Raw genomic sequence first — 25,477 nt, forward strand, 5'->3', positions numbered from 1 at the left:
TATGTCTGTAGAATTAGAACGGCGACAATTTACTGTCAAAGAATATCATCAAATGGCTGAATCAGGTATTCTCACAGAAAATGACAGAGTAGAATTAATAGCAGGAGAAATTATTAAAGTGGCACCTATTGGTATTCCTCATGCTGGTTTTGTTAGGCGTTTAAATATGATTTTTAACAATCTATTGCGCGGGAAAGTAATAGTTGATATTCAGAACCCAATCAACTTAAATGATGATAGTGAACCTGAACCAGATTTAGCTTTGTTACAATGGCGTGATGATTGTTATGTTGGAACACTTCCAGAACCAGAAGATATATTGTTATTAATAGAAGTGGCAGATTCATCTATTAAGTATGACCGAGAAACTAAGATACCTTTGTATGCTAAAAATGGAATTTCTGAGGTGTGGTTGATAGATATTAATCAACAATTAGTGGAGGTTTATCGACAACCTCAAGGGAATAGTTATCAGAATGTGCAACAGTTTTTTCGGGGGGATATTTTAACAATTGAAGCTTTTAATGATATTAATTTAGCTGTTGATAAAATTTTAGGATAAGTAACTTTTTAAATCCGTGTATCCGTGGCAAAATCTTTGTCTAGCTTGCTTGTCGAGCAAATTTTAGGATTAGTCTAGTAGGTTGGGTTAAGCGACAGCGAACCCAACACAAATTCCCTTTTTAAGATTCTAAAATATAATGCAAATTGACAATTTTCAAGTTATAATATTTTCGAGAATACCCGTATAGTTTGACAAAATGTAATCCTTGAGGTTTTTTTATGAATATTAGTCTAGTAGGTTGGGTTAAGCGACAGCGAACCCAACACAAATTCCCTTTTTAAGATTCTAAAATATAATGCAAATTGACAATTTTCAAGTTATAATATTTTCGAGAATATCCGTATAGTTTGACAAAATGTAATTCTTGAGGTTTTTTTATGAATATTAGACTTACTCCCGCACAGGAAAAGTTTATTGAAGTACAGGTTAATAGTGGAAAATTTGCCACCTTTGAAGAGGCAATTGATAAAGCTTTGAAATTGTTAGAATATCAACAATGGCTCGAAGAAACACGAGAAAAGATTGATGCTGGTGTGGCAGAATTGGATAGAGGAGAAGGATTAGATGGTGAAGTGGTAATCATGGATATTTTGAATAGATTTAAAGCAGCGCGTGAGGAGAAAGAATGAATCGTTATATTATTTCTAGACTAGCAAGTAGCGACTTAAATGCTATTGCTGATTATTTTTTAGAAAGAAATTTAGATGCTGGAGAAAGACTGTTTCAAGAGTTTAATCAAACATGTCAAAAATTAACTATGTTTCCTAATATGGGAAAGAGTTATGCTCATTTAAAACCAGGGTTAAGAGGTTTACCATTTAGATGGATATATTATTTTTTATCGAGTTGTTAACGATCAAGTAGAAATTGTCCGAGTGGTTAGTGGTCGTCAAAATTTAGAGGTTTTATTTTTTTATGAAGGTAATTAGTTACAAAAGATGATAATTGATAATTAAGTCAATGTTTAGTAGGGTGTGTTTTATGCTAAGAGCGGACATGAAACGCTGCGCGACATGAAAAGCGCAGCGTAACGCGCCGTCTCTTCTAAGATATTTCGGTGCGTTACATTTCATTAACCCACCCTACAGGACTAGATGTTGACGAGTGTTAATTTATCATCTGCCTCCTAATTTTGTTCGCTTACTGCGTCAATAAGGGGAATTTTTCTGGATAATTATCCCCTGTCGCCTGTTGCCAAACTCTCCTAAGCTTATTTTTGTCTGAAACTTTCAGTATTCACCCTAAAGCAACTAAAAGTTCTCTCAACCAGTCTCGATCATGTTCAAGGTTAATTACTAAAGCCTGAATATAAATTTTCATAGCTTCATTCCAATTTGCTTGTGCTTCCAAGATACTACCCAATTCACTTAGTATTATTGGTCCTTGAACCCAATCTTCTGCTGCAATAAAGCCATCAAAGGCTTTTTGGTAATAGGCGATCGCTTTAGTAAACTGTTGTTGCTCCTTTGCTACCATACCTAGATGGCTATAAGAAATAGCCACACTCCAAAAATCTTTGGCATTTTCACGGATATGCAAAGCTTTTTGGAAATAGGCGATCGCCTTGGTAAACTCTCGTTGCTCCTTTGCTACTACACCCAAGTTGAATAGTGTCCTCTACATGGTTGATGACTAATCTATTTTTGGCCATATTTTTTTAGCGATCGTTTTTTGCATGAGGGCGGGTTTGTTTCATTTTAGTTCGAGTATTGAATTTTTGGCTACAAACCCGTCCTATTGGAGTGTTTTATTTGAAACAGTGTATTAGGGAGTAAGGTTGTTGTTGGGTTTCGTTCCTCAACCCAACCTACATTTACTGGAGGCTTTCATTTAAAATAGTCTATTCGGGATAAAGATTATTGTTGGGTTTCGTTCCTCAACCCAACCTACGTTTATTGCTCCTGCGAAGAGAGGGGAGAAAAACTCCCCCTTCCCTTGCAGGGAAGGGGGTTGGGGGGTTAGGTTTTCGCGCCTCATATTTTCAAGCTTGAGACACCAGTAGGTTAGAGACGTTGTATCGAACGTCCCTAAATAGTTATCATTTTTTGATTAACAACTCCTAGCTGATAACTGATAACTGATAACTGATAACTGACTAAGCTCGCGACGCTCGCAACTGTCCACAAGCTGCATCAGCTTCTAAACCACGAGAATAACGAACGCTAACAGCAATATGTTGGTCTTCGAGAGCATTAACAAAAGATTTTATCTGTTCCTGAGTAGGTCGTTGATAATCAACTTCACTAATCGGATTATAGGGTATTAAATTCACATGACACTGAAACCCCCGCAGATTTTTGGCTAATTCTCTAGCATGATCTGGTAGATCGTTAAAACCTGCTAACAAAATATATTCAAAACTAATTCTCCGTTTTGTTACCTTGACATATTCACGACATTCTGCTACCAAATCACTTAAAGGATAAGACTTAGCACTAGGAATCAGATGTTCGCGCAATCTTTGATTGGAAGCGTGGAGACTAACAGCAAGAGTTACTTGCAATTTCTGTTCTGCTAATTGTCGGATGCGATCGCGAATCCCTACAGTTGAGATAGTTATTAAACGTTGTCCAATACCCACATCTTGATTTAGAGACTTAACTGCAGCTAACACATTTTTAGTATTTAGCAGAGGTTCCCCCATTCCCATAAACACAATATGACTAACCCGACGTTGAAAATCTTCTTGCACCGTCAACACCTGATCGATAATTTCCCGTGCTTCCAGGTTGCGGATAAAACCACCCTTACCAGTAGCGCAAAAATCACAATTCATTGGGCAACCAACCTGAGAGGAAACACAAACAGTTAACCGTTTATAACTAGGGATACCCACAGTTTCAATAATGTTACCATCTGAAAGTTGGAGTAAATATTTAACAGTCTCGTCTGGAGCAACAGAGCGATGATTTATGACGGACCGTCCAATCGGAAAATCACCAATTTCTTGACGCCATTGTTTAGAAAATACAGTAATATCTCCCAGAGATTTAGCTCCTTTTTGATAAATCCATTGATGTAATTGTTTACCTCGATAAGCAGGTTGTCCTTGCTGTTGTACCCAGTCTGTTAACTCAGTTAAGGATAAACCGAGGAGAGGAGTTTGAGTCATTTCAGTTATAAGTTATAAGTTATCAATTATCAGTACCTCATAGCTGTTGCCAGAGGCTTAAAATTCAGTTATCAGTTATTAGTACCTTAAATAAGTTAGTCTGTAATTGTAGCATAGGTTTCCAGCTTGTTATATTAAATCCGGTAGTATCGGTATAAAAAAAAGCGTAGAAACCGGGTTTATCTAAAATATGGGTTGTCAGATTTGAGCGTAGAGTTTTGGTCTATAAATCTCTTAGCGCTTAGGTTTGGAGACCAAACCCCTACAGTTTTCTCACCAATGATTTCTTATTGGTCAGGACTTACGCAAAGGTGCTATATATAGACTCAAAAACTATTGCGTATGGGGTTTTCAGCACCATATCTAGGGTTGCTGCATAAGTCCCGTTGGTATAATATCATATCCGGATAATCAGTGATAAAAAAATTTTTTCTCTTCTACCTTCTGTCTTCTACCTTCTGTCTTCTACCTTCTTTCTGCCTTCTACCTTTAGCATAGTTGCCTTACTTCCTCTACAGTGTAAGTATTCAACTGGACATGATATAACATAAAAAAATATCAAAGCTAAAAAGTGGATTTGAATATGACATCAACACTGACCAATCAATTAAATAATTCTTTCACTCTTTTTCTCAGCTTATTGGTAGAAGCAATGCCATTTTTGCTCTTAGGGGTAGTTTTCTCTGGAATATTACAATGGTTTATTAATGAACGGAAATTAATCACAATCCTACCTGACAACCCCCTTTTAGGTGCATTTGTAGGCAGTTTAATTGGTTTTTTGTTCCCAGTGTGTGAATGTGGTAATGTTCCAGTTGCCAGACGTTTATTAATGCAAGGTATTCCTATTTCCGTATCAATTGGATTTTTATTAGCAGCTCCAACCATTAATCCCATAGTTATTTGGGCAACTTGGACAGCATTTAGAGATCAACCAGAAATTGTGGTGTTACGAGTAGTATTTTCTTTAGCTATAGCTACAATTATTGGTTGGGTATTCAGCGCTCAGAAAGATATACGACAAATTCTGCAACCGACAACTGCTCGTTTATTACCTAGACCTCAACCAAAGTTGGAAACTTCTCCTCTTCTACAATCAGGAACATTTTTTTTAGGTCAATCTGCTACATCAATGCCCTTAGAATCTATGGGACTTTTCTCAGAATCAATGACAACATCTATTGCTCAAGGTCAATCTCTGGGATTTAGCGAGCAAACAGTTGCTAACCAAGGTATGAATGGAACATCTCTTTTTCTTGCACCTAATAAACAAAGACTTTTATCTTTATTGAATAGTATGATGCAAGAGTTACGAGAATTAGGAGGAGTATTAGTAATTGGTAGTGCGATCGCTGCCATTATTCAAGTTGCTGCCCCCCGTGAACTTATTTTGAATCTTGGTCAAAGTCCAGTAACTTCAATTCTTGCTATGTTAACATTAGCAGCGGTGGTTTCGATTTGCTCTACTGTAGATGCTTTTTTTGCCCTGTCGTTTGCTGCAACTTTCACCAGTGGTTCTCTATTAGCTTTTTTGGTTTTTGGACCAATGATTGATATTAAAGCTGTTGGTTTATTGTTATCAGTTTTTCGCTCACGAGCTGTGATTTATTTGATGGTTTTGGCAGCACAGTTGACTTTTATTATGGCTTTTGCTGTGAATTTATATTTAAATTAACTGTCATATTATGTCTGGATAATTAATGATAAAAACTTTTTTCCTTTTGAATCTTTCTTTTCCTTGTGCCTTATTTCCTCTTATTCCCTGGATCAAAAACTTTCCCTTTGAATCTTTCTTTTCCTTCTACCTACCTTCCTTCTGTTCTACCAATTTGAAAAAAGAATGTCACACATAGTTTCAAACTTTAGATGTCGAATAATTTGCTGAAGTTATTCAAGTATCAAAGTTTTGATTTATAAAATCATAATGCATGACTTTTGACTTTTGAATTCCGTGAAACGGTATTCCCTGTTCCCTGTTCCCTTTTTCCACACAGAAATAATTTTTTTTACTATGAAAGTTAGCAAATCATCTTCTCTATTTAAACAATTTGAACCTTGGTTAGATATCGCAGCAATTTTAGCTTGGGGTTTTTTATTAATACATTATTGGAAAACAGAAAAATTATATATATTAATTCATCCTCGTTATTTTGGTCTAACTATTGGTGCTGGAATCAGTTTATTAATATTAGGTAGCTGCAAAACATTGGAGTTACTATATAATATCAGCAAAAATCGTCAACGTTCCCGGCAATCAAAATCAGAAATTAGTACAGTTCAAAATCAACAACATATTAACTTTTTTCCTCCTGGTTGGAGTAGTATGTTATTATTAATATCTGCTGTACTAGCTTTAACAATTACTCCTCAAGTTTTTGCCAGTCAAACTGCATTACAAAGAGGATTAACAGAATCTTTACCAGTAACCAGAGTCCAACCTCAAGAATTTGGTCGTGCTAAAAAACCAGAAGAGCGATCGCTAATTGAATGGATTAGGACTTTAAATGTTTATCCAGAACCAGATGCTTATAACGATCAGAAAGTTAATGTAACTGGATTTGTACTTTATCCCATAGGATTATCTGACCAATATTTTTGGATATCTAGATTTATTTTGACTTGTTGTGCTGCTGATGCTTATCCAGTAGGATTACCAGTTAAATTACCAGCAAGCAAAAACCGGAGTAACTATCCTCAAGATAGTTGGTTGAAAATAGAAGGAAAAATGATTACTGATGAGTTAAATGGTCAACGTAAATTAACAATTTTTCCCGACAAAATAGAGCCTATTTCTAGGCCAAAAAATCCTTATGATTATTAATCAGGTTAGGGAGTAGGGAGTAGGGAGTAGGCAGTAGTTAAGAGGAATAGGGAGTTGTATAGAAGGTACACGGTTCCGGAGAAATCAGAAAAAATTATCCCTTGCCCAACTCTTACCTAAATAGCTATTGGTAGTGGACTGTTTCATCTTAAATAGTGCATGGGGTAGGGGCGGGTTTATGCGACAATTTTGATACTACTCTAAGATTTATACAAACCCGCCCCGGAAACGTTGGCTTATATCACTGGGGGCGGGTTTATCTAGTTGACTTGTAAAACTCGTTAACTCACTTGTAAAACCCGCCCCTACGGTGTCTTCCTATTGCACTATTTTAGACGAAACAATCCAGTAGGGTGTGTTAGCGCACAACGCACAACGCACCAAAACTCTATATGTAGTTTCTTTGCCTAAGTCCTGATTATTCATAAAAATCTGTTATTTTTTACTTCGATAACGACTCCCTGAACCAACAACTTTTGCAGAACTAGATTTACGAGTGGACTTACGTCGTCGCTTTTGCAGCTTAATTTCAGGAAGTAAACCAGATAAACCCTTGGCTTTATAACGTTTGTAAGCAGAACTACTCCAGTCACTCACAGAATGACTCATGGCCCCAACTTCAAGGCCAACTAATAAAGCAATTACTTCTGGATAATGTTGGGAAAGCGATCGCCACAAACCTACTACAAATTCTAAAGTCCTTCCTTCTAAACCCAATAACTGATCTATAATCAAACCCAATACTACTAAAACTGACAACCAAGTTAATAAATACAACAGCCGTAGTGCAGTACCAATTATCGGTCCATGAGATAAAAAGGAACGATGGTGAAGACTTTTTTGGTAAGGTCGCCAAAGCCACTTCAACCAACCCCAACGTTGAAATTGACGGGAATAGATATCTAAGTCCGGCCCAAACATTAGGCCACTAAATAAAAAACCCCCAGATACAAATAGGGTCAAGTGGGTACTACGAAGCAACCCAAAACTTAAGCCTGTCACAATGGGCAAACTCCATAAGGTTATCCGATCATGGTTACTACCACTAGGCATAGGAAATTCAATTTAGGCCAAACAATATATAAGTTATATTTATCATATATACTAGATTATACAATTTTTTTTAAGTTGCATTTTTAGTAATCTATGTTATATTAGTAAAAGTCGGGCGATTAGCTCAGTGGTAGAGCGCCTGCCTTACAAGCAGGATGCCACTGGTTCAAATCCAGTATCGCCCATATTTTAAACTAAAGAAGTCTTTTTTTGAACTAACGGTATAGCATTCAGGCAAGGGATAGATATTTGCGGAAAAGGTAGCTCCGGTCTCTTATTTCCTGTTTCTCTAAAATAAAAATTTATCCCGCACTCTATCTCTATTCTATACAGTACAACACTTTCCGTTGTTATGATTTAGATTCCATGGGGGCAAGATGCCAGAACTACAATGTTTTCACTATTTACCCTGTACATCATTTACCTGAAACCTGCTGTAAAATGATTTGTGAGAAAAAAACTGTAGGGGTTTGGTCTCCCAACCCTCTACCAACTAGAAATTTTCGCTCTTTTCTAATAGCATAAGGTTATTCTCCAAAGCACGCAGATTTGATATAATTCTTACTACTACCTCCTCTATAATTTCCATTCATCCTGACTCCTACCCCAACAAAAAGACTTTAGGGAATAGCAAAATATAGATTATTCCAATTTTCTATTCTATCGTTAACTGATTGCTGTATAATCCCCGTAGGGACCTTGCATAACAAAAATGCGTTTCATGTCGCGCAGCGATATGTCCGTACTACTCCCTATCTTCATAACTAACGGGATATTCTTTTACTTGGAATTCCCTTATTCAGCAAACTCTAATTATTAATTATTAATTATTCTATCTCGTCTCCTGTCTTTTCTTGAACTCCCTGAATAATTCTGGACAGCTCACTTTTCTCATTTACTGTAATGCGAGTTGGAGAACCACTAATAATTCCTTCATAACTACGGAAAGAGTCTTTAATATCTGGACCTTGGGCAGTAATTGTATATTCTCTAATACCTTTATCATGCCATGAACCACGCATTTTAAAGACATTAATTGCGCGAGACATTTCACCACGAATTTCTACATATTGCAGCATGAGAATTGTATCAGTAATTGTAGAAATATGGGAATCTGTAATAGAATTAGACCCCATAAACTGATCGGTAGTATTAGTAAAAAATCCAGTTATTTCTTCTTGTTTGGCAAAACCAGTTACACCAATCACAAATTGTCTAAAAGCATTATTACTTACTCCCCTTGCTAAAGCAGATAAAGAATCAATAGCTATTCTCGATGGTTTAAAATCGGCAATTTCTGATTTAATAATTTGTAAGTGGTCTTCTAAACCGGCAGATTCTGGATAGCTACATAAAATTCTTAATAATCCTTTTTTTTCTAATTCTTCAAAATCTATACCCCAAGAAGAAGCATTACGGAATAATTGTGCCCTAGATTCTTCATAAGCAAAAAGCATCGCAGGTTCATTATTCATACAACCATTTTCGATAAATTTACTAACTAGCAAAGTTTTTCCTGTACCTGTAGCGCCAGTTGCTAATATAATAGAATCTTTAAAGAAACCTCCTCCACACATTTGGTCAAGAATTTTATCCCCAGAAGAAACCCTAACATTAGAAGACCTTTGAGTTAAACGCATCGCTCCCAGTGGGAATATATTTACACCATCATTAGTAATAGTAAATGGATATTCTCCTTTCATGTGAGTTGTCCCCCTCAGTTTCAGGATTTCCATTGTCCGACGTCTACGTTCACCTTCCAGAGCATTACGCACTATCACAACATTATCAGAGACAAATTCTTCTACTCCAAATCTGGCCACAGGGCCATATTCTTCTACCCTTTCTGTAGTCATAATAGTTGTGGCCCCAACTTGTTTAAGTCGGGCAACTAAACGAAATATTTCTCTTCTGACTACCGAAGCAGCATCATATTGTTGAAATACAGCAGTTACAGAATCAATAGAAACTCTTCTAGCTTTATATTTACGAATAGCATATTGAATTCTTTCTATTAAAGCAGATAAGTCAAAATTGCCAACTATGTCTTGTCCCTCTGGATCGGGAGAAGCATCTAAGATAAATAATTTGCCATCATCAACTAATTGCTGTAAGTTCCAACCAAAACTGTAGGCATTTTTAATAATATCCTGGGGAGACTCTTCAAAAGTGACAAATACTCCAGGTTCTTCAAAATAGGTAATCCCATTATAAAGAAACTGAATAGCAAACAATGTTTTACCAGTTCCAGATGTACCGCTGACTAAGGTTGTTCTGCCAACTGGCATTCCTCCATGACTGATGTCGTCAAAACCCTCAATCATGGTCTTAATTTTTTCAACTCCTACGGTTGCTATTCGATCTTTTCTAATAGACTCACTATTTTCATTCATACCTTTAATCTTCTTTTGGAAAAATTTAGCTATCCACGAATATGTTTATTCCGGCCTTGTCGCCTCAAGATGTTATATGTCCTCAACATTTATATCACAAAATAGTTCATAAAAATATAGTTACAACATTAGACATCTCCTTGTAAGGATAGGCTTTAGAGGAGGATTAATTATTAATTATCAATTATCCATTATTAATTATCCATTATTTAGAGATTATATTCATCTTCGCTAAGTTCTTCATAAAGCAAGTCTAATCCAATTAATACCTTTTCCCGGTCTGAAAGGTCGCCAATAATTTTTCTGACAGGTGGAGGTAATATTTTAGACAAAGTTGGCGTGGCCAAAATTTTATCTTCTTCTGCTAACTGAGGATTTTTTAATACGTCTATTACTTTTAAGGCATAAACTCCTTGAAATTCTTGTTCGAGAATGTCTTTGAGTGTTTTTAATGCTCGAACAGAATTAGGAGTATTTCCAGCAACGTATAATTTTAAAACATAGGTTTTTTTCAGAGGAGTCATAGTTATTCTCAAGTAGTTTTTTCAGATTGTTTGAATAGTTTTTCTGGAATGAACAGCCGATTTAATAATACTTAAAACTCAATTAAAACCAATTTTTTGGGTGCATCTCAATTTTGGATAAAGCCAAAAAATTACCGCTTTTAGGGAACACTTAACTGGGAACAGGGAACAGATATGGAAGGAATGGGTATGGAGGAAAAAAGTATTTTGGTAAATTAAAGATGAGATGTACCAATTTTTGTGTTTAGGAATTAATTGATTGGTTAAATATATTAACGTAATATTTCAGCTTGTCTTAGGGAATGCTATGCAAACAGCTTCTGGAAAAAATCAAGCAATTACTAAAGTTTAGATGATGACTTTTTTCTGATTAACTTTTACAGCAGATTCCAAGTATATAAAGTACAAATATTAACGATGAAATTTTTGTATAATAGGCATTCTTATGTTATATAAAATGCCTAAATCTTGATGAAATGCCCTGTAATTAATTATTTTTTTTGGAGAATAATTCCTTCTTCCCTAATAAAGTAATCCTAAATAAGCTGCAATATTTTATCCTAGTTTTTTCGCTCCGAATCAGATATTTGCTTCGATTTAGAAACCAAAATTCTACAATTTTTGACAAATCATTATTTAGGGTTATTATTATTAAATTTTAACTCGTGAATGATAGGTAGTAAGTAACAACTTTTGTAAGCATTTCCTGGGTCATGCTGCGCAAACAGCTATTAGCATTTAGCATTTTTTGTGGAATGCACTTGCATTCAGATTTGGTAAATAATTAAGCAATTTAAAAGTTAGCTGATGACCAATTTCATGGATAACTTTTAATTATTTTTAGAAGTTAATTCCTTCTTGAATTTTATAGTAAGTTAATACAGCAGATTCCACAGCCATGAAGTAAATCCATCGCGGGCAAGAATCCCCCCTACTTGTGAACATTGAATTTTGAATATCTGTACTTCATGTACTTGGAATTTGTTGTAACTCAAATTTGATAGCTGAATTGCGCAGTTCCTCTGCAAGAGCCTAGCTGACGACTTTTTGCCGAGCATTAGGAAATACTTACCAGCTATTTGACTAGAGTTAAGCAGGAAATACCTAACATATATATTGCTCGAAAAAAGTATTAAACTTTATTATTAAGAATAAAATCATATTTGGAATGGATAGTAAATTTTAAGTTAAATAAAAATTATTTATCTATTTTTTTATGAGATACTTTAAAGTTATTAACCTAAATTATTCCTACATAAAAAATTACACTAACATTAACCTATCTGAATTTTTAGCCAGTTAATTTTTATTTAATAATTTATTTATTAAGATTCTCTAGGAATAGAACGTCGATACATTTCACACAAATGTGCTATTGTATCTATCAGGGTTAATCGATAATCTAGCAACATTTCTTCACTACGTCCTTCTAACTTTAGTTGTTTAGCAAATTCATCCATTAATTCCATGTGAATTTCGACAATTTGGGTTACAGGAATATCTGAGAAAAAACAGAGGTTAACAAACTCGTCTATTTTATTGTTAATAGAATTATCTTGAGAAAAATATTTCAGAACAATATAACGGTATTCTAACTTAAGTTCATCTACAAACTTACGACGCTCCAGGGGAGCCATATTCCTAATAAAATTAGCGGGATTCCTTTTATAATACACACCTAGGTATCCTAATCTTTCCCTTAATTTTGCATATAATCTGTGTTGCTGTTGATGAAGTTTATTGTTAGCAAATTCATCATTAGGTTGATGAGATATTTGAGATTTATCTTTGGCATAACTAGCAGGAGAAAGGGTGAGAAATTTTTGAACTGCCTGCTCAATATAAAAATCTATTTGGCCTAGTTGATTAATTAATAATGGAAGTTCTGCTTGATGATAAATAAAATTTTCATAATTATTTTGTGTACTATATTGAGTTAAATCATTATCGACTAACTGCTGAGTTTCTAAAGAATTTTCAGATTTAGATTGTTTAATAATTACAGTAGGTAATAAAATAGATTTATTGTGTAATTGATTTATTAAAGAAGTTAATTCAGAATATTCTTGAAAGAGAAGACAATCTATGTTATTGTTCTCTTCAATAAGTTGGATAAATTCTCGTTCAGAGTTGGTTAATGCCACAAGGTAGCGATCCCTACTCAGTAGCTTAGTTACTGAAGTAGCAAATTTATCATCATGTAAATATATACAAATAAATAGTTGAGTAGACAAAATGTTAGGTACAGTAGCTAAATTTGGGTTGGGTGGAAAATCTGTAATCTGACAAATCTCCATGACAAAATAATTTTATTATACTAAATATTTAAACATATACTGTAACAAATATTAACACGGAGCGGCTCTAGATTTTTTGAGTCCGCAAGATAGGATGAAGAGGTTCTATCAGTTATCAGTTAACAGTTATCAGTTATCAGTAGACAGCTCCGAAAATAAAAAAGATGAAGAGGTGTTGTTGAGATATAAATAATAGACATCTCCGGAAGAGAGGGAACAGGTATGGAGGGGGGTAAAAGTCAACCCCTAATGCGATCACAACGCAGAAACCCCAGAAACCGGGTTTCTCTGTTACGGGTTTCTCTGTTTCTGTTCCTACTCCCTACTCCCCACTCCCTACTCCCTATTAAAATGAATTATTTCAACTTAAATACCCGAACTGTTATGTTAATACCCTACACAACTCTAAAAAAATTTATATCTCCGATACCAGTATGCTTAGAAACAGAAAATTTGCAAGTAGTCTGGTCAATTTTCTCTAGGGAAAAATGTAGTGAGTTAGTAGTAGTAAATGCTCGACAACAACCATTAGGATTAATTTACTTACATAGTTTAATTCCTTATCTCATTTCTAACTCAGAAACCCAAAAACTTCCAACTAATCCTGCTATAAAAAATTGGCAACAACCTCTACCTCCAATCAGTTCTTTGATATTAAATAGTTTGATGATCTTATCAGCAAATTTAACTGTTGATAAATTATGGTCATATCTCCAATCTCAATCTAAAAAGCAGCAAATTAATCAAGAATATTCTAGTTTACCTATCGCTCTTGTAGATAGAAAAGGTAAATTTTTAGGTTTATTAGATAGTTGGCAGTTATTAGAATTTATTTCTAAAACTGAAGACCAAAAGCCAAATAGCTCTAAACAAAAAAAATCCTCAGAAACGCAGCAAATAATTACAAAAGATTTTGTTAGTCTAGGAAAAGTAGAGACCTCTTCTTATCTTTCTTCATTAATAAAGCTTTTAGAAAAATTACCTTTACCTCTAATGTTGCAGAATAATGAAGGTAAAGTAATAAATCAGAATTTAGCATGGCGTTCTGAGATAGAAAAAGAATCAGAATTAAGAGAAATTGTAGATACAGTTGTCAGTTTATCTACAAATAATATTAAACAACAGCCGAGCCAAGTAAAAATGCCAGACTCTCTAGCTATTTTTAGAGATGGCATAACATTTTCCTGTCCTACAACAACTGATTGGAAAATTTCCCCCACGACACTTTTAGAAGAAAGAGCCAAAATACCAAAACCAAATTCTAATTCTAGTTGGTGTTATTATACTCAACCAGATACTTATGTTTGTACTTGTCCTCAGCAAAATGGTCCAGAACGAGTATGGCAATTTAGTAGTCAAGAATTGTTTGACCTAACATTAGTATTAGCTCAGGATGTTACAGAACAACATTTAGTGGCAAAAGAATTACAAGCTAAAAATGCTGACTTAATTCAGCTTAACCGACTTAAAGATGAATTTTTGGCTTGTATTAGTCATGAACTAAAAACACCTTTAACTGCTGTACTGGGTTTATCTAGTTTATTGAAAGAAAAGACTTTGGGAAGTCTGAATGAACGTCAAAGTCGTTATGCTCAACTGATTCATCAAAGTGGCCGTCATTTGATGGCGGTTGTGAATGATATTCTAGATTTGACTCGGATGGAAACTGGACAAATGGAGTTGAACCCAGGAAAAGTTGACATTCGGAGAGTTTGTGACTTTGCTTTTCAGGAAGCTTTACAACTTCAATATAAGCATCCTGAAAGTAAATCTTCTGCTATCTTTCCTGATTCTCTACGAGCCAAATATACTTTGGAGATAGAGACTGATCTTAATATTATAGTCGCAGATGAGTTACGTTTGCGCCAGATGTTAGTAAATTTATTATCTAATGCTTTGAAGTTTACTCCCGCAGATGGCAAGATGGGGTTAAAAGTAGCTAGATGGGAAAAGTGGATAACTTTTACTGTTTGGGATTTGGGGATTGGTATTCCACCTGATAAACAACATTTGATTTTTCAGAAGTTTCAACAATTAGAAAATCCTCTAAGTCGTGAGTTTGAAGGAACTGGTTTGGGTTTAGTATTGACTCAACGTTTAGCTCGTTTACATGGTGGGGATATTACTTTTATTTCTCAGGAAAATAAGGGGAGTGAGTTTACTTTAATTTTACCACCAAGTCCTCCTCCAAAAGATTTAGAAATTGCAGGATGGGAAACGAATGATTATTTGAAAAAACAAGGATTAATTCCTAGTAAACCCAGTGAAGTAGCAAGTAAGAAAGAGAGGAAGTTATCGGTTAATAATTGTCAATTACCTTTAGTTAATTATTCATCTCGTTTAGTTTTAATTGTGGAGGCAGTTCCGCGATTTATTGAAGATTTGACAAATAAATTAACAGGTTTAGGTTATCGAGTAGTTATTGCTCGTTCTGGTACGGAAGCGGTGGAAAAGGCAAGAAAGTTACAACCAAAGTTAATATTTCTGAATCCATTTTTGCCTCTTTTATCTGGTTGGGATGTTTTAACTTTATTAAAAACTGATAATGATACTTGTCAGATTCCTGTAGTGATAACTTCTACTATTGGAGAGAAAGAAAGAGGGATAATTTATGGAGCAAATAAGTTTTTAAGTTTACCTGTAGAACAGTTAGCATTAGAAAAAATATTAACAGAATTTACTAATGCTCCATCACAAAAAGAGAGCTATCAAAAATTAATAATTCTTCGTTTAATTCCTGGTAAATACAAGTTTGATAATCCCACTACAGAAGAATCTATTTATGAGAATAAATTTCTTTCTCTTCCAGTTGAATATAGAATTATAGAAGCAGATGATTTAGGTCAAGCTAATTTACTTGCTAAAATTTGGCATCCTCATGTAATTTTGATAGAAAGAATTTCTAATTCTATTACTCCTGTTAAATTTATTCAAAGTTTAAGTCAATATTCTACTTTAGCTGCTATTCCTTTAGTAACTCTTGATTCGGAAACTACTCAAGCAGCTAATCAAATTAAACAATTATCTGTATTTCCTTGTTTAGCTTTTGAAAAAAATGATAATAATTTAACCGAAACCAAAGTTGATGATGAATCTTTAACATCTGCATTGTCGCAAGTAATTTCTATTGCTGCGGGTGTGAGTTGGGTGCCAACTATATTAGTTATGGATGTGGCGAATATTAAAGATTTTACAGTACCTTTAACAGATATTTTGTCTAAGGAAACTGTGGCTAATTTTTCAGATTTTGCATCAGAAAAAAAGGGGAAAGAGTTAGGAAATAATACTTTTAATTTTTCAACTTTTCCGGCTTTTATTTCTGATTTAGAAGCAACCGAGAAAAATTCGCAAAATTGTGAATCCACAAAATTACCAATTGATAGTACACAAGTTTTAGTTCAGTATATTCAAACTTCTGGATTTAAAGGTTTAATTGCTAAATCTTGGGTAGAGGTTTTATCACAATTGCAAAATCATAGTGTAGATTTATTATTAATTTGTTTAAGGGGAAATTTACCTCTTGGTTTCGATAAAAGATTATCTGATTTAGAGAAAATTTTAACAAAACCTCCTATATTAGTTTGGGAACATTCTGATTATCAATTACCAAGAAATCTTACACGAAAAAATCTAAATTTAGTTTTGAATAAGATTGCGACAAAAATTTTGCCTTCTGATTTATCAATAGTAGATTTATTGACAGAAATTAAGAGTCATTTGATATTTTAGAAATTAGGGAGTAGGGAGTAGGGAGTAGGGAGTAGGGAGTAGTTTTTTAATTTTTAATGCAGTGGAAAAACCACTGCTTTTTTTATATCAGCTACATAGAAAATAATCACCCAACAAAAATTGCTTTTTTTGGGCAACATTTATTGGGTTTTATGACAATATTTGTTGGTTTTATTTTAAATAAATAGGCTATATATTAGTTAAATAATCCACAGACTAAATTCTAATTTGGAGACTAATATAATGTCTAAAAAAACTAAAAAATCTAAAATTATTAAGTATTTGTATATCAACTGCGCTGAAAGAATTGCTATTTTAAAATTGAATTTATGGGGCAGTGTCTTGAGTGTGTCGTTGAAGCAGGAAAAGAATATCTATTTAAAGTATTTAAAACCCATAAAGATGCTGATATGGAGACTTATAATTCTGAAATATCTACAATAATTTTGTTCGTTAGGGTGCCTTGTCGTCGGTTTATTTTATCAAAATTTACTCCGTAAATAAGACGATTTCCAATTAGATATACATAATAAATTTATCTAATTGGAATTTTGTACAACAATTGTTGGTTGTCTTTTGGGAAGATACTGTTATGATGTTTATTACATAATTAGCTGATGCTGTAAACTTGCTGTTTAAAATGGGAGGAAATTCTTAAATTGAGAAAATAATCTGCTAAATCAAAATATGTTTTTTTCAACGTTACCCTACCTAAATTATGATGCAAAGTGAGGTTATATGCACCGAAAAGATTTTAATACCCCCTCTTATATTGATGAAGTGAAAAAACTAGCAAGCGATCGCAATATCAATGTTCTAGAAGTTGATAATTTATTAGATGCAATAGAGAAAATTTTCAAAGTTTCTATTTCTGAAAAGTATAAAATGATGATTTACTTAGCAATAAGAAGTTTCTTTAAGATAGAAGATATGGGTGAAATAACTGAAAACAATATATGTTATTTTCAATGTTATGCTACTAAATTATGGAGCAAAGTGAGGTTATATGCCTAGGAAAGACTTTAATTCTAACTCTTCTATTGATGAAGTCAAAAAAGAAGCGAATTATTACAAGATCAATGTTTGATAAGTTGATAATTTATTAAACGAAATAGAGGAAAATTTCAAAATTTCTATTTCTGAAAAGTATAGAATTATGCTCTACTTAGGGATGGCTGGTTTGTATACAAAGAAAGAGCTAAAGTAACTGGACACACTTACAGAAATATACATTCTGATTTCAACAAAAATCTAGGTTGGTATCTGAAAGAATATTTTTATCCTTAATCACAAGATATGCGTTTTGGTATCACTTCTTTAAGAAGAACTATTTATTCTTTATATCTAAAATGTTTTGATCAATATAATGATGATAATTTAACTAACATTTTACCTAGCCGTGTGCAAGAAAATTTAGAAGTTAAAGAAGATTCAAAAGTTGATGAAAATATTGACGATAATCGCCTAATTACTGACTAATCAATTTTTTCCATTTTCCAAGACCAAACACTATAATATAAGAAACGAATCAATTTATGAAAAGAGAATCATCTAATCAAATATTATCCAAATATAGTTTAATTGAGACTTCTAAATTAACCGCATTACTACAACAAAAATGCGATGAAGACGAACGTGCTAATTGGATTAGAGAATTAGGTGAACTTATTGAACCAGAAGTAATTAAATTTTTGTGGAATTTAAGAAATAATATGGAAAATGAAGACCCTTTTGTTCAATATGAAATAAAGCTTAGTCTTCACAAAATTACAAGTCATCCTCATGTTGATATTGATATATTTCTTGAAAATTTATCAGTATTCCAAACCCAAGAAAAAAATTCCCAAGCTCCTAAAATTCTAATTGACTCTAACATACTTGAAGAATTTTTATTAAGAAATAAAACTACTACTAGCCAAGATGTTACTAGAGTAGTTGAATGGGTTTTATCTGAAAAGATTAATCCCTATCTTGGTAAAAAGGGATTAGAAAATCTTTGGTCAAGGGCTGAAAATTTGAGAGGAAAAGAATATGCTAACCGTCTTATTATAGAAATTATAAGTCAATTTAATATTTGTGAAATTGACTTGAAAGAAATCGATCTGGAAAAATATCCCACTGTCAATATACCAACTATTATTCAACTTGAATGTGCTAAGAAATATGATTTGAATGCCATCATTACTTTAAGGGATAGGGATTTTATAGGTAGTGATTGGCCTTATATTTATTCACCAGCATTATTCTTAGATTATGTAGAGTCTCAAAAGTTTGATTTATCTCCTGAATCTTTCAGAGAAAAAGAAGCTCAAAAATATATTGAGAAAACGAGAGAAAAACTATCCAAGATTTGGAATCAAGAACTGAAAAAAAATACTCATTTTGAGGACAGATTACTCCTTTTTCAAGGTTGGAGTATTCAAAAGTTTGAGCTTCTTTGTACCAAAGGAGACCTAACTTCTGCTACTTTTATTTTACAAGATAAGTCTGGAAAAGAACATTCTCAAAAGTCTGGTTTCAAAAGAGGTTCAATATAATGCACTTTTTACCGCTTTTGATAAGGCTTTATCTCATATAGTTGAGATTAAACATGAACTAAAATTTATCTACATAGCTAATTTAAAGCCAGGTAAAGAAGGTTATGTAACTGTTATGGCTTCTGTAAAATATGGCGAGGAAGAAGTCATTAAAATTTATAGCCATGAAAGTATAATTAAAGCGTATCTATTTGCTTATGTTAAAGCAATTATTGCCATTTATGCTCCTCACGAATGTTCTCAAGATACTTATAAAGAAAACGAATTAATGAGTCTATATAAAATAGGAGTTAGAGACTTTTATAAGTTAAATTTCAGCAAGGTAGATTTAAGTGACAATGAAGCTAATCTCTCAGAATCTACTTTGATAGAGTGTGATTTTAGTAATGCTAATCTTTCAGGCGCGAATCTCACAAAAGCTGATTTAACTAGAGCAAATTTAACTAATGCAAATTTAACTAATGCAAATTTGACTGAAGTTAAGTTAGACAAAAATAATCAAACTCTCTTTGAGGATACAATTTTGACTAATACTATTATGCCGGAAATAAAAATTTCCGTTAGTAGACGGTCACGAATAAATATAATAGTTAGATTATTAGAACAAATTGATTTTCAAGAAAGTAAATGTCAGTTATTAATAGTTCATAGAATGACTACTCCTATATGGTGGTCTAGCGATTTGGGTATGTATTTTTGGGAAATAAATAAAAAAATACTTCAAAAAGGTATTCTGATAAAAAGAGTTTTTATACTTCCTGAATCTCCCACACCAGAGCATCTACAAATACTTCGAGAACAAGCAGAATTTGGTATAGAGATAAGATATATTTGCTATACTAAAGCAGAAAATGTTGATAACTATGATTTGCATAATACTAACTTAATGGTTTCCGAAAATTTGTCCGTCGAAAGAAACTCTTTTACAAGTAGAATATTAATCAATAAAGAGGAGGAAAAAGGTTATATCTCTTATCAAGAAATAGATTTGAAAACTGATAAAGAACTTTTCTATTCCATTTGGAAAGAGGCAGAAACTTACAGTTGTTCTGTATCAATCCCGAATGAATCTTTGAAAAAATAACGTAAGCATTTAGCAGTTAGTAATAGTTGCTCACTCTGTCCGCTCAAAAATGATCATGCTGTAGGGACGTTGCATCCAACGTCCCTACTTTCTACTTCCTACCCTCTACGGAATCAATTAATTTGTCTAATTCTTGCTGCATTTCCGTGAGAACTCTTTGATAGCAAGCATCAACATAACTGCGATCGCTAGCTGCTTTCCGTCCATAACGTTCAAAAACAATGGGAGGACAAACCCGAGTATGAATCTGTACTGGGAAAGGGAAATTAGGCAAAGGTCCGATAGCTAGTCCCCAAGGCAAACCTATATAAATAGGAAACACTTCCGGGTCAGCATCAAATAACCACGGCATTCCCCACTGATGGAGTTGCTTTATTTGTTCATAAAAATCAGCCAATATAATTAGAGTATCATGGGCGCCATGAGAAATCATCGGTACAATCGGAACTTCTTCCCGCAAAGCCAACTTGATAAAACCTTTACGTCCGGCAAAATAGATTTTATTTCGCATAGAATAGGGGCGAAAAACATCAAGACCTCCACCAGGATAAACAGCTACAGAAGCATTTCTAGCAAAAGCAGCGATCGCCATTCTTGGGTGCGCTCTAACTGCTCCACATTGTACTGGGGTAGATGAAGTTGGGAAAACTGACCACGCATTCTGGTGCATTAGTCCATAAGCTAAACGTTCTGTACCAAATCTCTTAAACCAGTCATACATACACATGTGCATATCTGGAGCAGCTAAACCACCATTATGAGAACCAACTATGAGAACTTTCTCATCAGGAATATGATGCCAACCATCAGTTTGAACGCGGAAGTAATAGCGATAAAACCATTCCCATAGTGGCATCATTGATTTAATTACTTCTGGATCGCGGTCATCTAATGACCAACCGTCAAAAGGTTTACGGATATTTTGTTGATTAGCAGTCATTTCAGTTATCAGTTATCAGTTATCAGCACTTCCTTTCAGTAATTAATAATTAATAATTAATAATTAATAATTATCTCTTCTTATAAATGAAGAGGATTGGATAAAAGGAATTTTTTTCTTTTTTCTCCATAAATGGAGAGGGTTTATACCTTAATTTTTCGGTAATAGGGAGGCTAGGAAAATCAGTTATTAGTTATCAGTACTTCCTCCAGAAATCGAAAATTTACTTTTTTGTATTCCTGAAAGGAGAAAGTTGATACCTTATTTATTTATTGGCCATAACTTGTACTTATTTTCGGTTAGTATTTACTGAATTATAGCGGATTAAAATTTATTTGATTATATTCCGTTACCAAACTGAAGTGCCAAAGGATTTGGAGACCAAATCCCTACAGTTTTTCCTCAGAAATGATTTGATATTGCTATAGCTGAATGCTTACTGTCCATAAGTCTTAATTTTTACTATTTAGTGGTAGAAAATGGAAATTTTTTTGGTGGATTAAATAATGTTTTACCAAACCTAGATTGAATTTTTAAATTGCAGTTTAATGGAGCAGTTTCAAAGTCACAAAAATAAGCAGCAACTGGTTTTTTTTGAGCTGGTTGACATATTTGTAAATTATAACCATATTCTCTGGCTACGCTACCGAAATGATTGATAAATTTGTAAATATCTATATATTCTTGCTTTTCCCAAGTTAATTGATTTACTACTAAAATTACCCATGTATCATCGGGGTTAATAAACCAAGTTTCAAGTAGTTCAACACCAAAGAAATCTTTAGTTAGCCATAGACTAGGAATGCTTGGTTTAGTTTGAGATAAAGGAGGTTTAGGTAGTTCAGAAATTGGATTTATTGGACAGGTGGGAAAAATAATTTTAGGTGTTGCATTTGCAGGTGGAAGGAAGATGGAAGATGGCAGAAGGAAGAAGGAAGATGGCAGAAGGAAGAAGGGAAAATATAGTAATAATTTTAGATGCAACATATTAAGGAAGAATTCATTAATGGATAATTGATAATTACTTCTGTTTAAAACCGTTCTTGATTGAATCTAAGGAAATATTCTTTCTTTTTATCAGCGAAACTACCGCTTTTTATCCTTAAAAGGAAAGGCTTTATCTCTTGATTTTTTGGTAATAAGAATCAGGAAGAATAGGAAATATTTTGGATAAATTAAATAATTATCAGGACTTACGCAAAATTACCATCTTTTGGTCGATTAGCCAATCCTATTCTTTGTAAGAAGAAGTAATTATTAATTATTAATTATTAATTGTTAATTATTGAAAGCAGATTTCTAGCAAATAATGTACAAGGCGAATAGTGAAAATTTTTTAGTGCGGGAATCTTGCCCGCGATGGGTATACTTGAGATTTCTAGCAAATCATATACTAGACGAATAGTGAAAATTTTTTAGTGCGGAATCTTGCCCGCGATGAGTATACCTCATCACAAAATACGGTTTATTTAAGATGAAAAATTATAAGATATGGAAACATTATATAAGCTTTTCAGATTACAGAAGTACAAGAAAAATCCTTAACTGAACTGTATTGCGTCATAACAATATCAAGCACTTTATATCAGTATTATTGGTAACATTATCTCACTTTTGCTTGAGTTTTAAAACCAAACCCCTATAGTTTTTTTTGCAAATAATTTTAAATTTTCCAATACTTACCCAGAAACCGGATTTCTTGGCGGAAATTTTATGATTTGAACAACTATATTTTCCCAACTAATATCTGTTTATTAGGAAATTAACTAATAGCTGACAGTTCAACGTTAAATGGTTATTATAAATTCTTTTGATAACGCATTCCTGGTAATTGAATTACTAATCCTAATAATTCTAATTGTAGGAGAGAACTAGAAACTTCCCCCGATGATAAACCTGTTTTTTGAATAATTAAATCTAACATTATAGGTTCACTAGAAATATGTTGAAAAATCTGAGCTAATATAGGTTCTAAATCTGGTATAAAATTCTCTTTTTTCTCCTCAAATAAAGATAACTGTTCAGCAGATTCTTCCACATCAATATCTAAAGGTGGCATGGCTCCTAACATTTCTAATAATCTATCCATTGTAATCGGAATTACCTCCGCGCCTTTATTAATTAACTGTAAACAACCATGAGATTTTTCGTCATCTAAACGAGCCGGTAAAACATACACATCTCGACAAAATTCATTAGCTATATCTGCTGTAATTAAAGCACCAGATTTTTCCGGAGCTTCCATAATTAAAATTGCTCTACTTAATCCGGCAATAATTCTATTTCGTTGGGGAAAATGTTGTTTATTTGGCTTCGTTACAGCCGGATATTCACTAACAACTAATCCCTGTTTAATGACCTGTTCAGCTAAACTTTTATTTTCCCTTGGATAAACCATATCAACCCCGTTTCCAAAGACCGCAATAGTCCGACCCCCTGCTTCTAAACAAGCACCATGAGCTTCCGTGTCAATTCCTGCTGCTAATCCCGAAACAATTGTAAACCCACTTTTGGCTAAAATTGTACTTATTTTTCGAGTCCAACGACGACCATATTCCGAGGGATGTCTCGTACCAACTATGCCTACTGTGGGAGTAATACCTAATATTTCTTGGGAGTCTACTATGCCTCGATAATATAACACAGGCGGAGGTGTGGGAATTTCTTGGAGGAGACGGGGATAGTCTGGGTCTGCTGGTGTCCAAAAATAAGGATTTTTCTCAATATGTTCTTTCAGGAGTTCTTCTGGGTTAATACGCGATCGCTCTTCGACTATTTTTCCTATTTTTTGAGGGCCTAAACCTGAGACGTGGCCTAATTCTAGGGGAGTTGCTGTCCAAGCTCTGGCCAGGGTCTGGAATTGTTGTTTGAGGTTTTGGAGGGCAATTGGACCTATACCGCTAATTTTTGCCCATGCTAACCAATAGGCACGTTCTTCAGTCAATTATTTTGTCCTCTTGAGGAATGATTAGTTTTGAAATTATTGTAAGCCCTTGTTGTTCCCGTTAGGGTTGCAGAGCATGGAACGTTAAGAAGAGGGGGTAGACATTGGAGACAAGGTAGACATTGGAGACAAGGTAGACATTGGAGACCAAAACCCTACGGTTACTTTTTTTATTTTCACTATTGATGTTTTCTTCAATATTAGCCAAAATCTAGATTTAGATATAGAAAAGAAAAGAAAGGTTTCAAACCTTACTAATTTATCTGATAACTGATAACTGAAATAACTTGTGGAAGCTAATTTATAGGTTTAAACTCCAGGATTTTTCGTGGAATTTTTGTCAAAAATTGGAGTAGAAAATATGACTAATAATTATAGAAGTAGTTTTCAGTTTTGACACAACTGGCAGTGTATCCTTGCCTAACTCAAGTACATCGAAAAATTAAAAGTACCGTAACTCAATTAATTTCAGAAATTCCCGGTATTCAGATTGGAATAATTGCTCATGGAGATTATTGCGATCGCTGCTCTAGTTCTGGAAATAAAAAGGTTACAGCATATTCTTTATATTGACTTCAATCCCATAATCTTTGAATAGGATAATCATTAAACTTGATATCTCGACTAATCAAAATAAGAGAATTATTGATAGCTTGAACAATTAACATTCTATCAAATGGATCGCGGTGATTTGAGGGAAAAGGCAGTCCTGCATATAATTCAATATCTTTGTCTGTAATAGGTAAGATGGAAATATCCATGTATTCCAATTCTTTAGATAAATCTTCAATAGTTTGATTAATTTCCAACTTACCTATATTAATTTTAATAGCAATTTCCCAAAGACTAACTATACTAAAATATAAGTTTTCTTTACTGTCAATAATATTCTTGACTTTAATCGATATATTATTATTTCCTAGTAAATACCAAATAAAAACATGAGTATCCAAAATATATTTCATATTACATATATTCCGTCAAATCTTCTAATGGTTCATCAAAATCATCTGACATAAAAATTTTACCTGCCCAACTACCATAACGTCCAACAGTTTCTATCTTTTCCTGGGATTGCTTATTATTTGGATATTTTTCTTGTAGATATTCTGCATAATGCAATACTTCAGTCTTCAGAGATTCAGGTAGATTAATGACAATTTTCCACAAAGCTAACTCAATATTCATAATTTTTATTAGAAACAACTTATTTAAAAATAATATCATATTTTTTACTCAATAATCTCATCATACAGATTGTTATCCTCTTCTACTTGCGGTTTCATAGAAGTCAGAATTTCCTCTAATGGAATTTGATCTAACAACTGATGACGCTCTTGGGTGTAGTCTCCATAACTGGAACTATAGTATTGAAGAAACCGGATTGTATCAACAACTCCTAAAGAATAAATTAACGCTCTATGTCCTTTTCTGATAATTTTCTCTTGGGTTTGACTCATTATTATTCTCCATTTACA

Annotated in this window: 24 protein-coding genes, 1 tRNA gene and 1 pseudogene; 14 read left to right on the forward strand and 12 right to left on the reverse strand. The window is 33.5% G+C overall.

Going from position 1 to position 25,477, the window contains the following annotated elements:
• Position 1 precedes the first annotated feature (1 nt).
• The 4 genes from VKJ25_RS04310 (at position 2) to VKJ25_RS24445 (ending at position 1,494) form a co-directional block, all read left to right on the forward strand.
• On the forward strand, positions 2-562 hold the full coding sequence (locus tag VKJ25_RS04310) for a Uma2 family endonuclease (protein WP_324235392.1): 561 nt from the start codon (positions 2-4) through the stop codon (positions 560-562).
• A 380-nt stretch (positions 563-942) separates the two neighbouring features.
• Positions 943-1,194: a ribbon-helix-helix domain-containing protein gene (locus VKJ25_RS04315; protein WP_324235393.1), complete on the forward strand. Its 252-nt coding sequence runs from the start codon at positions 943-945 to the stop codon at positions 1,192-1,194.
• The gene (locus VKJ25_RS04320) at positions 1,191-1,418 is read left to right on the forward strand and encodes a type II toxin-antitoxin system RelE/ParE family toxin (RefSeq protein WP_324235394.1); all 228 of its coding nucleotides are present in this window, start codon (positions 1,191-1,193) and stop codon (positions 1,416-1,418) included. The genes VKJ25_RS04315 and VKJ25_RS04320 overlap by 4 nt, the downstream gene beginning before the upstream one ends.
• A complete protein-coding gene (locus VKJ25_RS24445) occupies positions 1,399-1,494 on the forward strand; it encodes a hypothetical protein (protein WP_375340300.1) in 96 nt (31 codons plus the stop codon). Before VKJ25_RS04320 ends, VKJ25_RS24445 begins: the two co-directional genes overlap by 20 nt.
• Before the next feature lie 307 nt (positions 1,495-1,801).
• Here VKJ25_RS24445 and VKJ25_RS04325 read toward each other — a convergent pair.
• Both VKJ25_RS04325 and rlmN read right to left on the reverse strand, forming a co-directional pair.
• Positions 1,802-2,170, reverse strand: a pseudogene (locus tag VKJ25_RS04325) (tetratricopeptide repeat protein); the annotation flags it as partial.
• A gap of 490 nt (positions 2,171-2,660) precedes the next feature.
• On the reverse strand, positions 2,661-3,677 hold the full coding sequence (gene rlmN / locus VKJ25_RS04330) for a dual-specificity RNA methyltransferase RlmN (RefSeq protein WP_324235395.1): 1,017 nt from the start codon (positions 3,675-3,677) through the stop codon (positions 2,661-2,663).
• 583 nt (positions 3,678-4,260) lie between these two features.
• Between rlmN and VKJ25_RS04335 the strand changes: the two genes are divergently transcribed.
• Together VKJ25_RS04335 and VKJ25_RS04340 are read left to right on the forward strand one after the other, a co-directional pair.
• Complete coding sequence (locus tag VKJ25_RS04335; RefSeq protein ID WP_324235396.1) at positions 4,261-5,352, forward strand: permease; 1,092 nt, start codon at positions 4,261-4,263, stop codon at positions 5,350-5,352.
• 336 nt (positions 5,353-5,688) lie between these two features.
• Positions 5,689-6,498 carry a TIGR03943 family putative permease subunit gene (locus VKJ25_RS04340; RefSeq protein ID WP_324235397.1) on the forward strand — a complete coding sequence of 270 codons (810 nt, stop codon included), beginning with the start codon at positions 5,689-5,691 and terminating at the stop codon, positions 6,496-6,498.
• Positions 6,499-6,933: 435 nt separating this feature from the next.
• Here VKJ25_RS04340 and VKJ25_RS04345 read toward each other — a convergent pair whose 3' ends face one another.
• Positions 6,934-7,551, reverse strand: coding sequence for a metal-binding protein (locus tag VKJ25_RS04345; RefSeq protein WP_324235398.1), 618 nt, complete (start codon positions 7,549-7,551; stop codon positions 6,934-6,936).
• A 113-nt stretch (positions 7,552-7,664) separates the two neighbouring features.
• Between VKJ25_RS04345 and VKJ25_RS04350 the strand changes: the two genes are divergently transcribed.
• Positions 7,665-7,736, forward strand: a tRNA-Val gene (locus tag VKJ25_RS04350).
• Positions 7,737-8,378: 642 nt separating this feature from the next.
• Here VKJ25_RS04350 and kaiC read toward each other — a convergent pair.
• From kaiC to VKJ25_RS04365, 3 genes are all read right to left on the reverse strand, one after another.
• Positions 8,379-9,944, reverse strand: coding sequence for a circadian clock protein KaiC (kaiC, locus tag VKJ25_RS04355; protein ID WP_324235399.1), 1,566 nt, complete (start codon positions 9,942-9,944; stop codon positions 8,379-8,381).
• A gap of 209 nt (positions 9,945-10,153) precedes the next feature.
• Positions 10,154-10,468, reverse strand: a complete 315-nt coding sequence (kaiB, locus tag VKJ25_RS04360) for a circadian clock protein KaiB (protein ID WP_324235400.1) — start codon at positions 10,466-10,468, stop codon at positions 10,154-10,156.
• 1,325 nt (positions 10,469-11,793) lie between these two features.
• Positions 11,794-12,765, reverse strand: coding sequence for a circadian clock protein KaiA (locus VKJ25_RS04365; RefSeq protein WP_324235401.1), 972 nt, complete (start codon positions 12,763-12,765; stop codon positions 11,794-11,796).
• Between the two features lie 384 nt (positions 12,766-13,149).
• Here VKJ25_RS04365 and VKJ25_RS04370 point away from each other — a divergent pair, with 384 nt between their 5' ends.
• From VKJ25_RS04370 to VKJ25_RS04395, 6 genes are all read left to right on the forward strand, one after another.
• Entirely contained in the window at positions 13,150-16,494 is a 3,345-nt protein-coding gene (locus VKJ25_RS04370; protein WP_324235402.1) for an ATP-binding response regulator, read from the forward strand.
• 329 nt (positions 16,495-16,823) lie between these two features.
• Positions 16,824-16,994, forward strand: a complete 171-nt coding sequence (locus VKJ25_RS04375) for a hypothetical protein (protein WP_324235403.1) — start codon at positions 16,824-16,826, stop codon at positions 16,992-16,994.
• Positions 16,995-17,232: 238 nt separating this feature from the next.
• Positions 17,233-17,508: a hypothetical protein gene (locus VKJ25_RS04380; RefSeq protein ID WP_324235404.1), complete on the forward strand. Its 276-nt coding sequence runs from the start codon at positions 17,233-17,235 to the stop codon at positions 17,506-17,508.
• A 282-nt stretch (positions 17,509-17,790) separates the two neighbouring features.
• Positions 17,791-17,973, forward strand: coding sequence for a hypothetical protein (locus tag VKJ25_RS04385; RefSeq protein WP_324235405.1), 183 nt, complete (start codon positions 17,791-17,793; stop codon positions 17,971-17,973).
• A 56-nt stretch (positions 17,974-18,029) separates the two neighbouring features.
• Positions 18,030-19,031 (forward strand): HEAT repeat domain-containing protein, encoded by a 1,002-nt coding sequence (locus tag VKJ25_RS04390; RefSeq protein ID WP_324235406.1) that lies wholly within the window; start codon positions 18,030-18,032, stop codon positions 19,029-19,031.
• A gap of 115 nt (positions 19,032-19,146) precedes the next feature.
• Positions 19,147-20,115: a pentapeptide repeat-containing protein gene (locus tag VKJ25_RS04395; RefSeq protein ID WP_324235407.1), complete on the forward strand. Its 969-nt coding sequence runs from the start codon at positions 19,147-19,149 to the stop codon at positions 20,113-20,115.
• 91 nt (positions 20,116-20,206) lie between these two features.
• Here the strand turns inward: VKJ25_RS04395 and VKJ25_RS04400 are convergent, their stop codons facing one another.
• The 3 genes from VKJ25_RS04400 to dprA form a co-directional block, all read right to left on the reverse strand.
• Entirely contained in the window at positions 20,207-21,055 is an 849-nt protein-coding gene (locus VKJ25_RS04400) for a lysophospholipid acyltransferase family protein (protein ID WP_324235408.1), read from the reverse strand.
• A gap of 462 nt (positions 21,056-21,517) precedes the next feature.
• Positions 21,518-22,042: a hypothetical protein gene (locus VKJ25_RS04405; RefSeq protein WP_324235409.1), complete on the reverse strand. Its 525-nt coding sequence runs from the start codon at positions 22,040-22,042 to the stop codon at positions 21,518-21,520.
• 811 nt (positions 22,043-22,853) lie between these two features.
• Positions 22,854-23,999 carry a DNA-processing protein DprA gene (gene dprA / locus VKJ25_RS04410; protein ID WP_324235410.1) on the reverse strand — a complete coding sequence of 382 codons (1,146 nt, stop codon included), beginning with the start codon at positions 23,997-23,999 and terminating at the stop codon, positions 22,854-22,856.
• A 393-nt stretch (positions 24,000-24,392) separates the two neighbouring features.
• On the opposite strand from dprA, the gene VKJ25_RS04415 reads away from it, so the two are divergent.
• Positions 24,393-24,572, forward strand: coding sequence for a hypothetical protein (locus VKJ25_RS04415; protein ID WP_324235411.1), 180 nt, complete (start codon positions 24,393-24,395; stop codon positions 24,570-24,572).
• 2 nt (positions 24,573-24,574) lie between these two features.
• Here VKJ25_RS04415 and VKJ25_RS04420 read toward each other — a convergent pair whose 3' ends face one another.
• The 3 genes from VKJ25_RS04420 to VKJ25_RS04430 are packed head-to-tail and all read right to left on the reverse strand — an operon-like array spanning position 24,575 to position 25,459.
• Positions 24,575-24,964, reverse strand: a complete 390-nt coding sequence (locus tag VKJ25_RS04420; RefSeq protein WP_324235412.1) for a type II toxin-antitoxin system VapC family toxin — start codon at positions 24,962-24,964, stop codon at positions 24,575-24,577.
• A gap of 1 nt (position 24,965) precedes the next feature.
• Entirely contained in the window at positions 24,966-25,187 is a 222-nt protein-coding gene (gene vapB / locus VKJ25_RS04425) for a type II toxin-antitoxin system VapB family antitoxin (protein WP_324235413.1), read from the reverse strand.
• A 44-nt stretch (positions 25,188-25,231) separates the two neighbouring features.
• Entirely contained in the window at positions 25,232-25,459 is a 228-nt protein-coding gene (locus VKJ25_RS04430; RefSeq protein ID WP_324235414.1) for a hypothetical protein, read from the reverse strand.
• Positions 25,460-25,477: the final 18 nt, after the last annotated feature.

This window comes from Okeania sp., assembly GCF_035285525.1.
Taxonomy (GTDB): Bacteria; Cyanobacteriota; Cyanobacteriia; order Cyanobacteriales; family Microcoleaceae; genus Trichodesmium.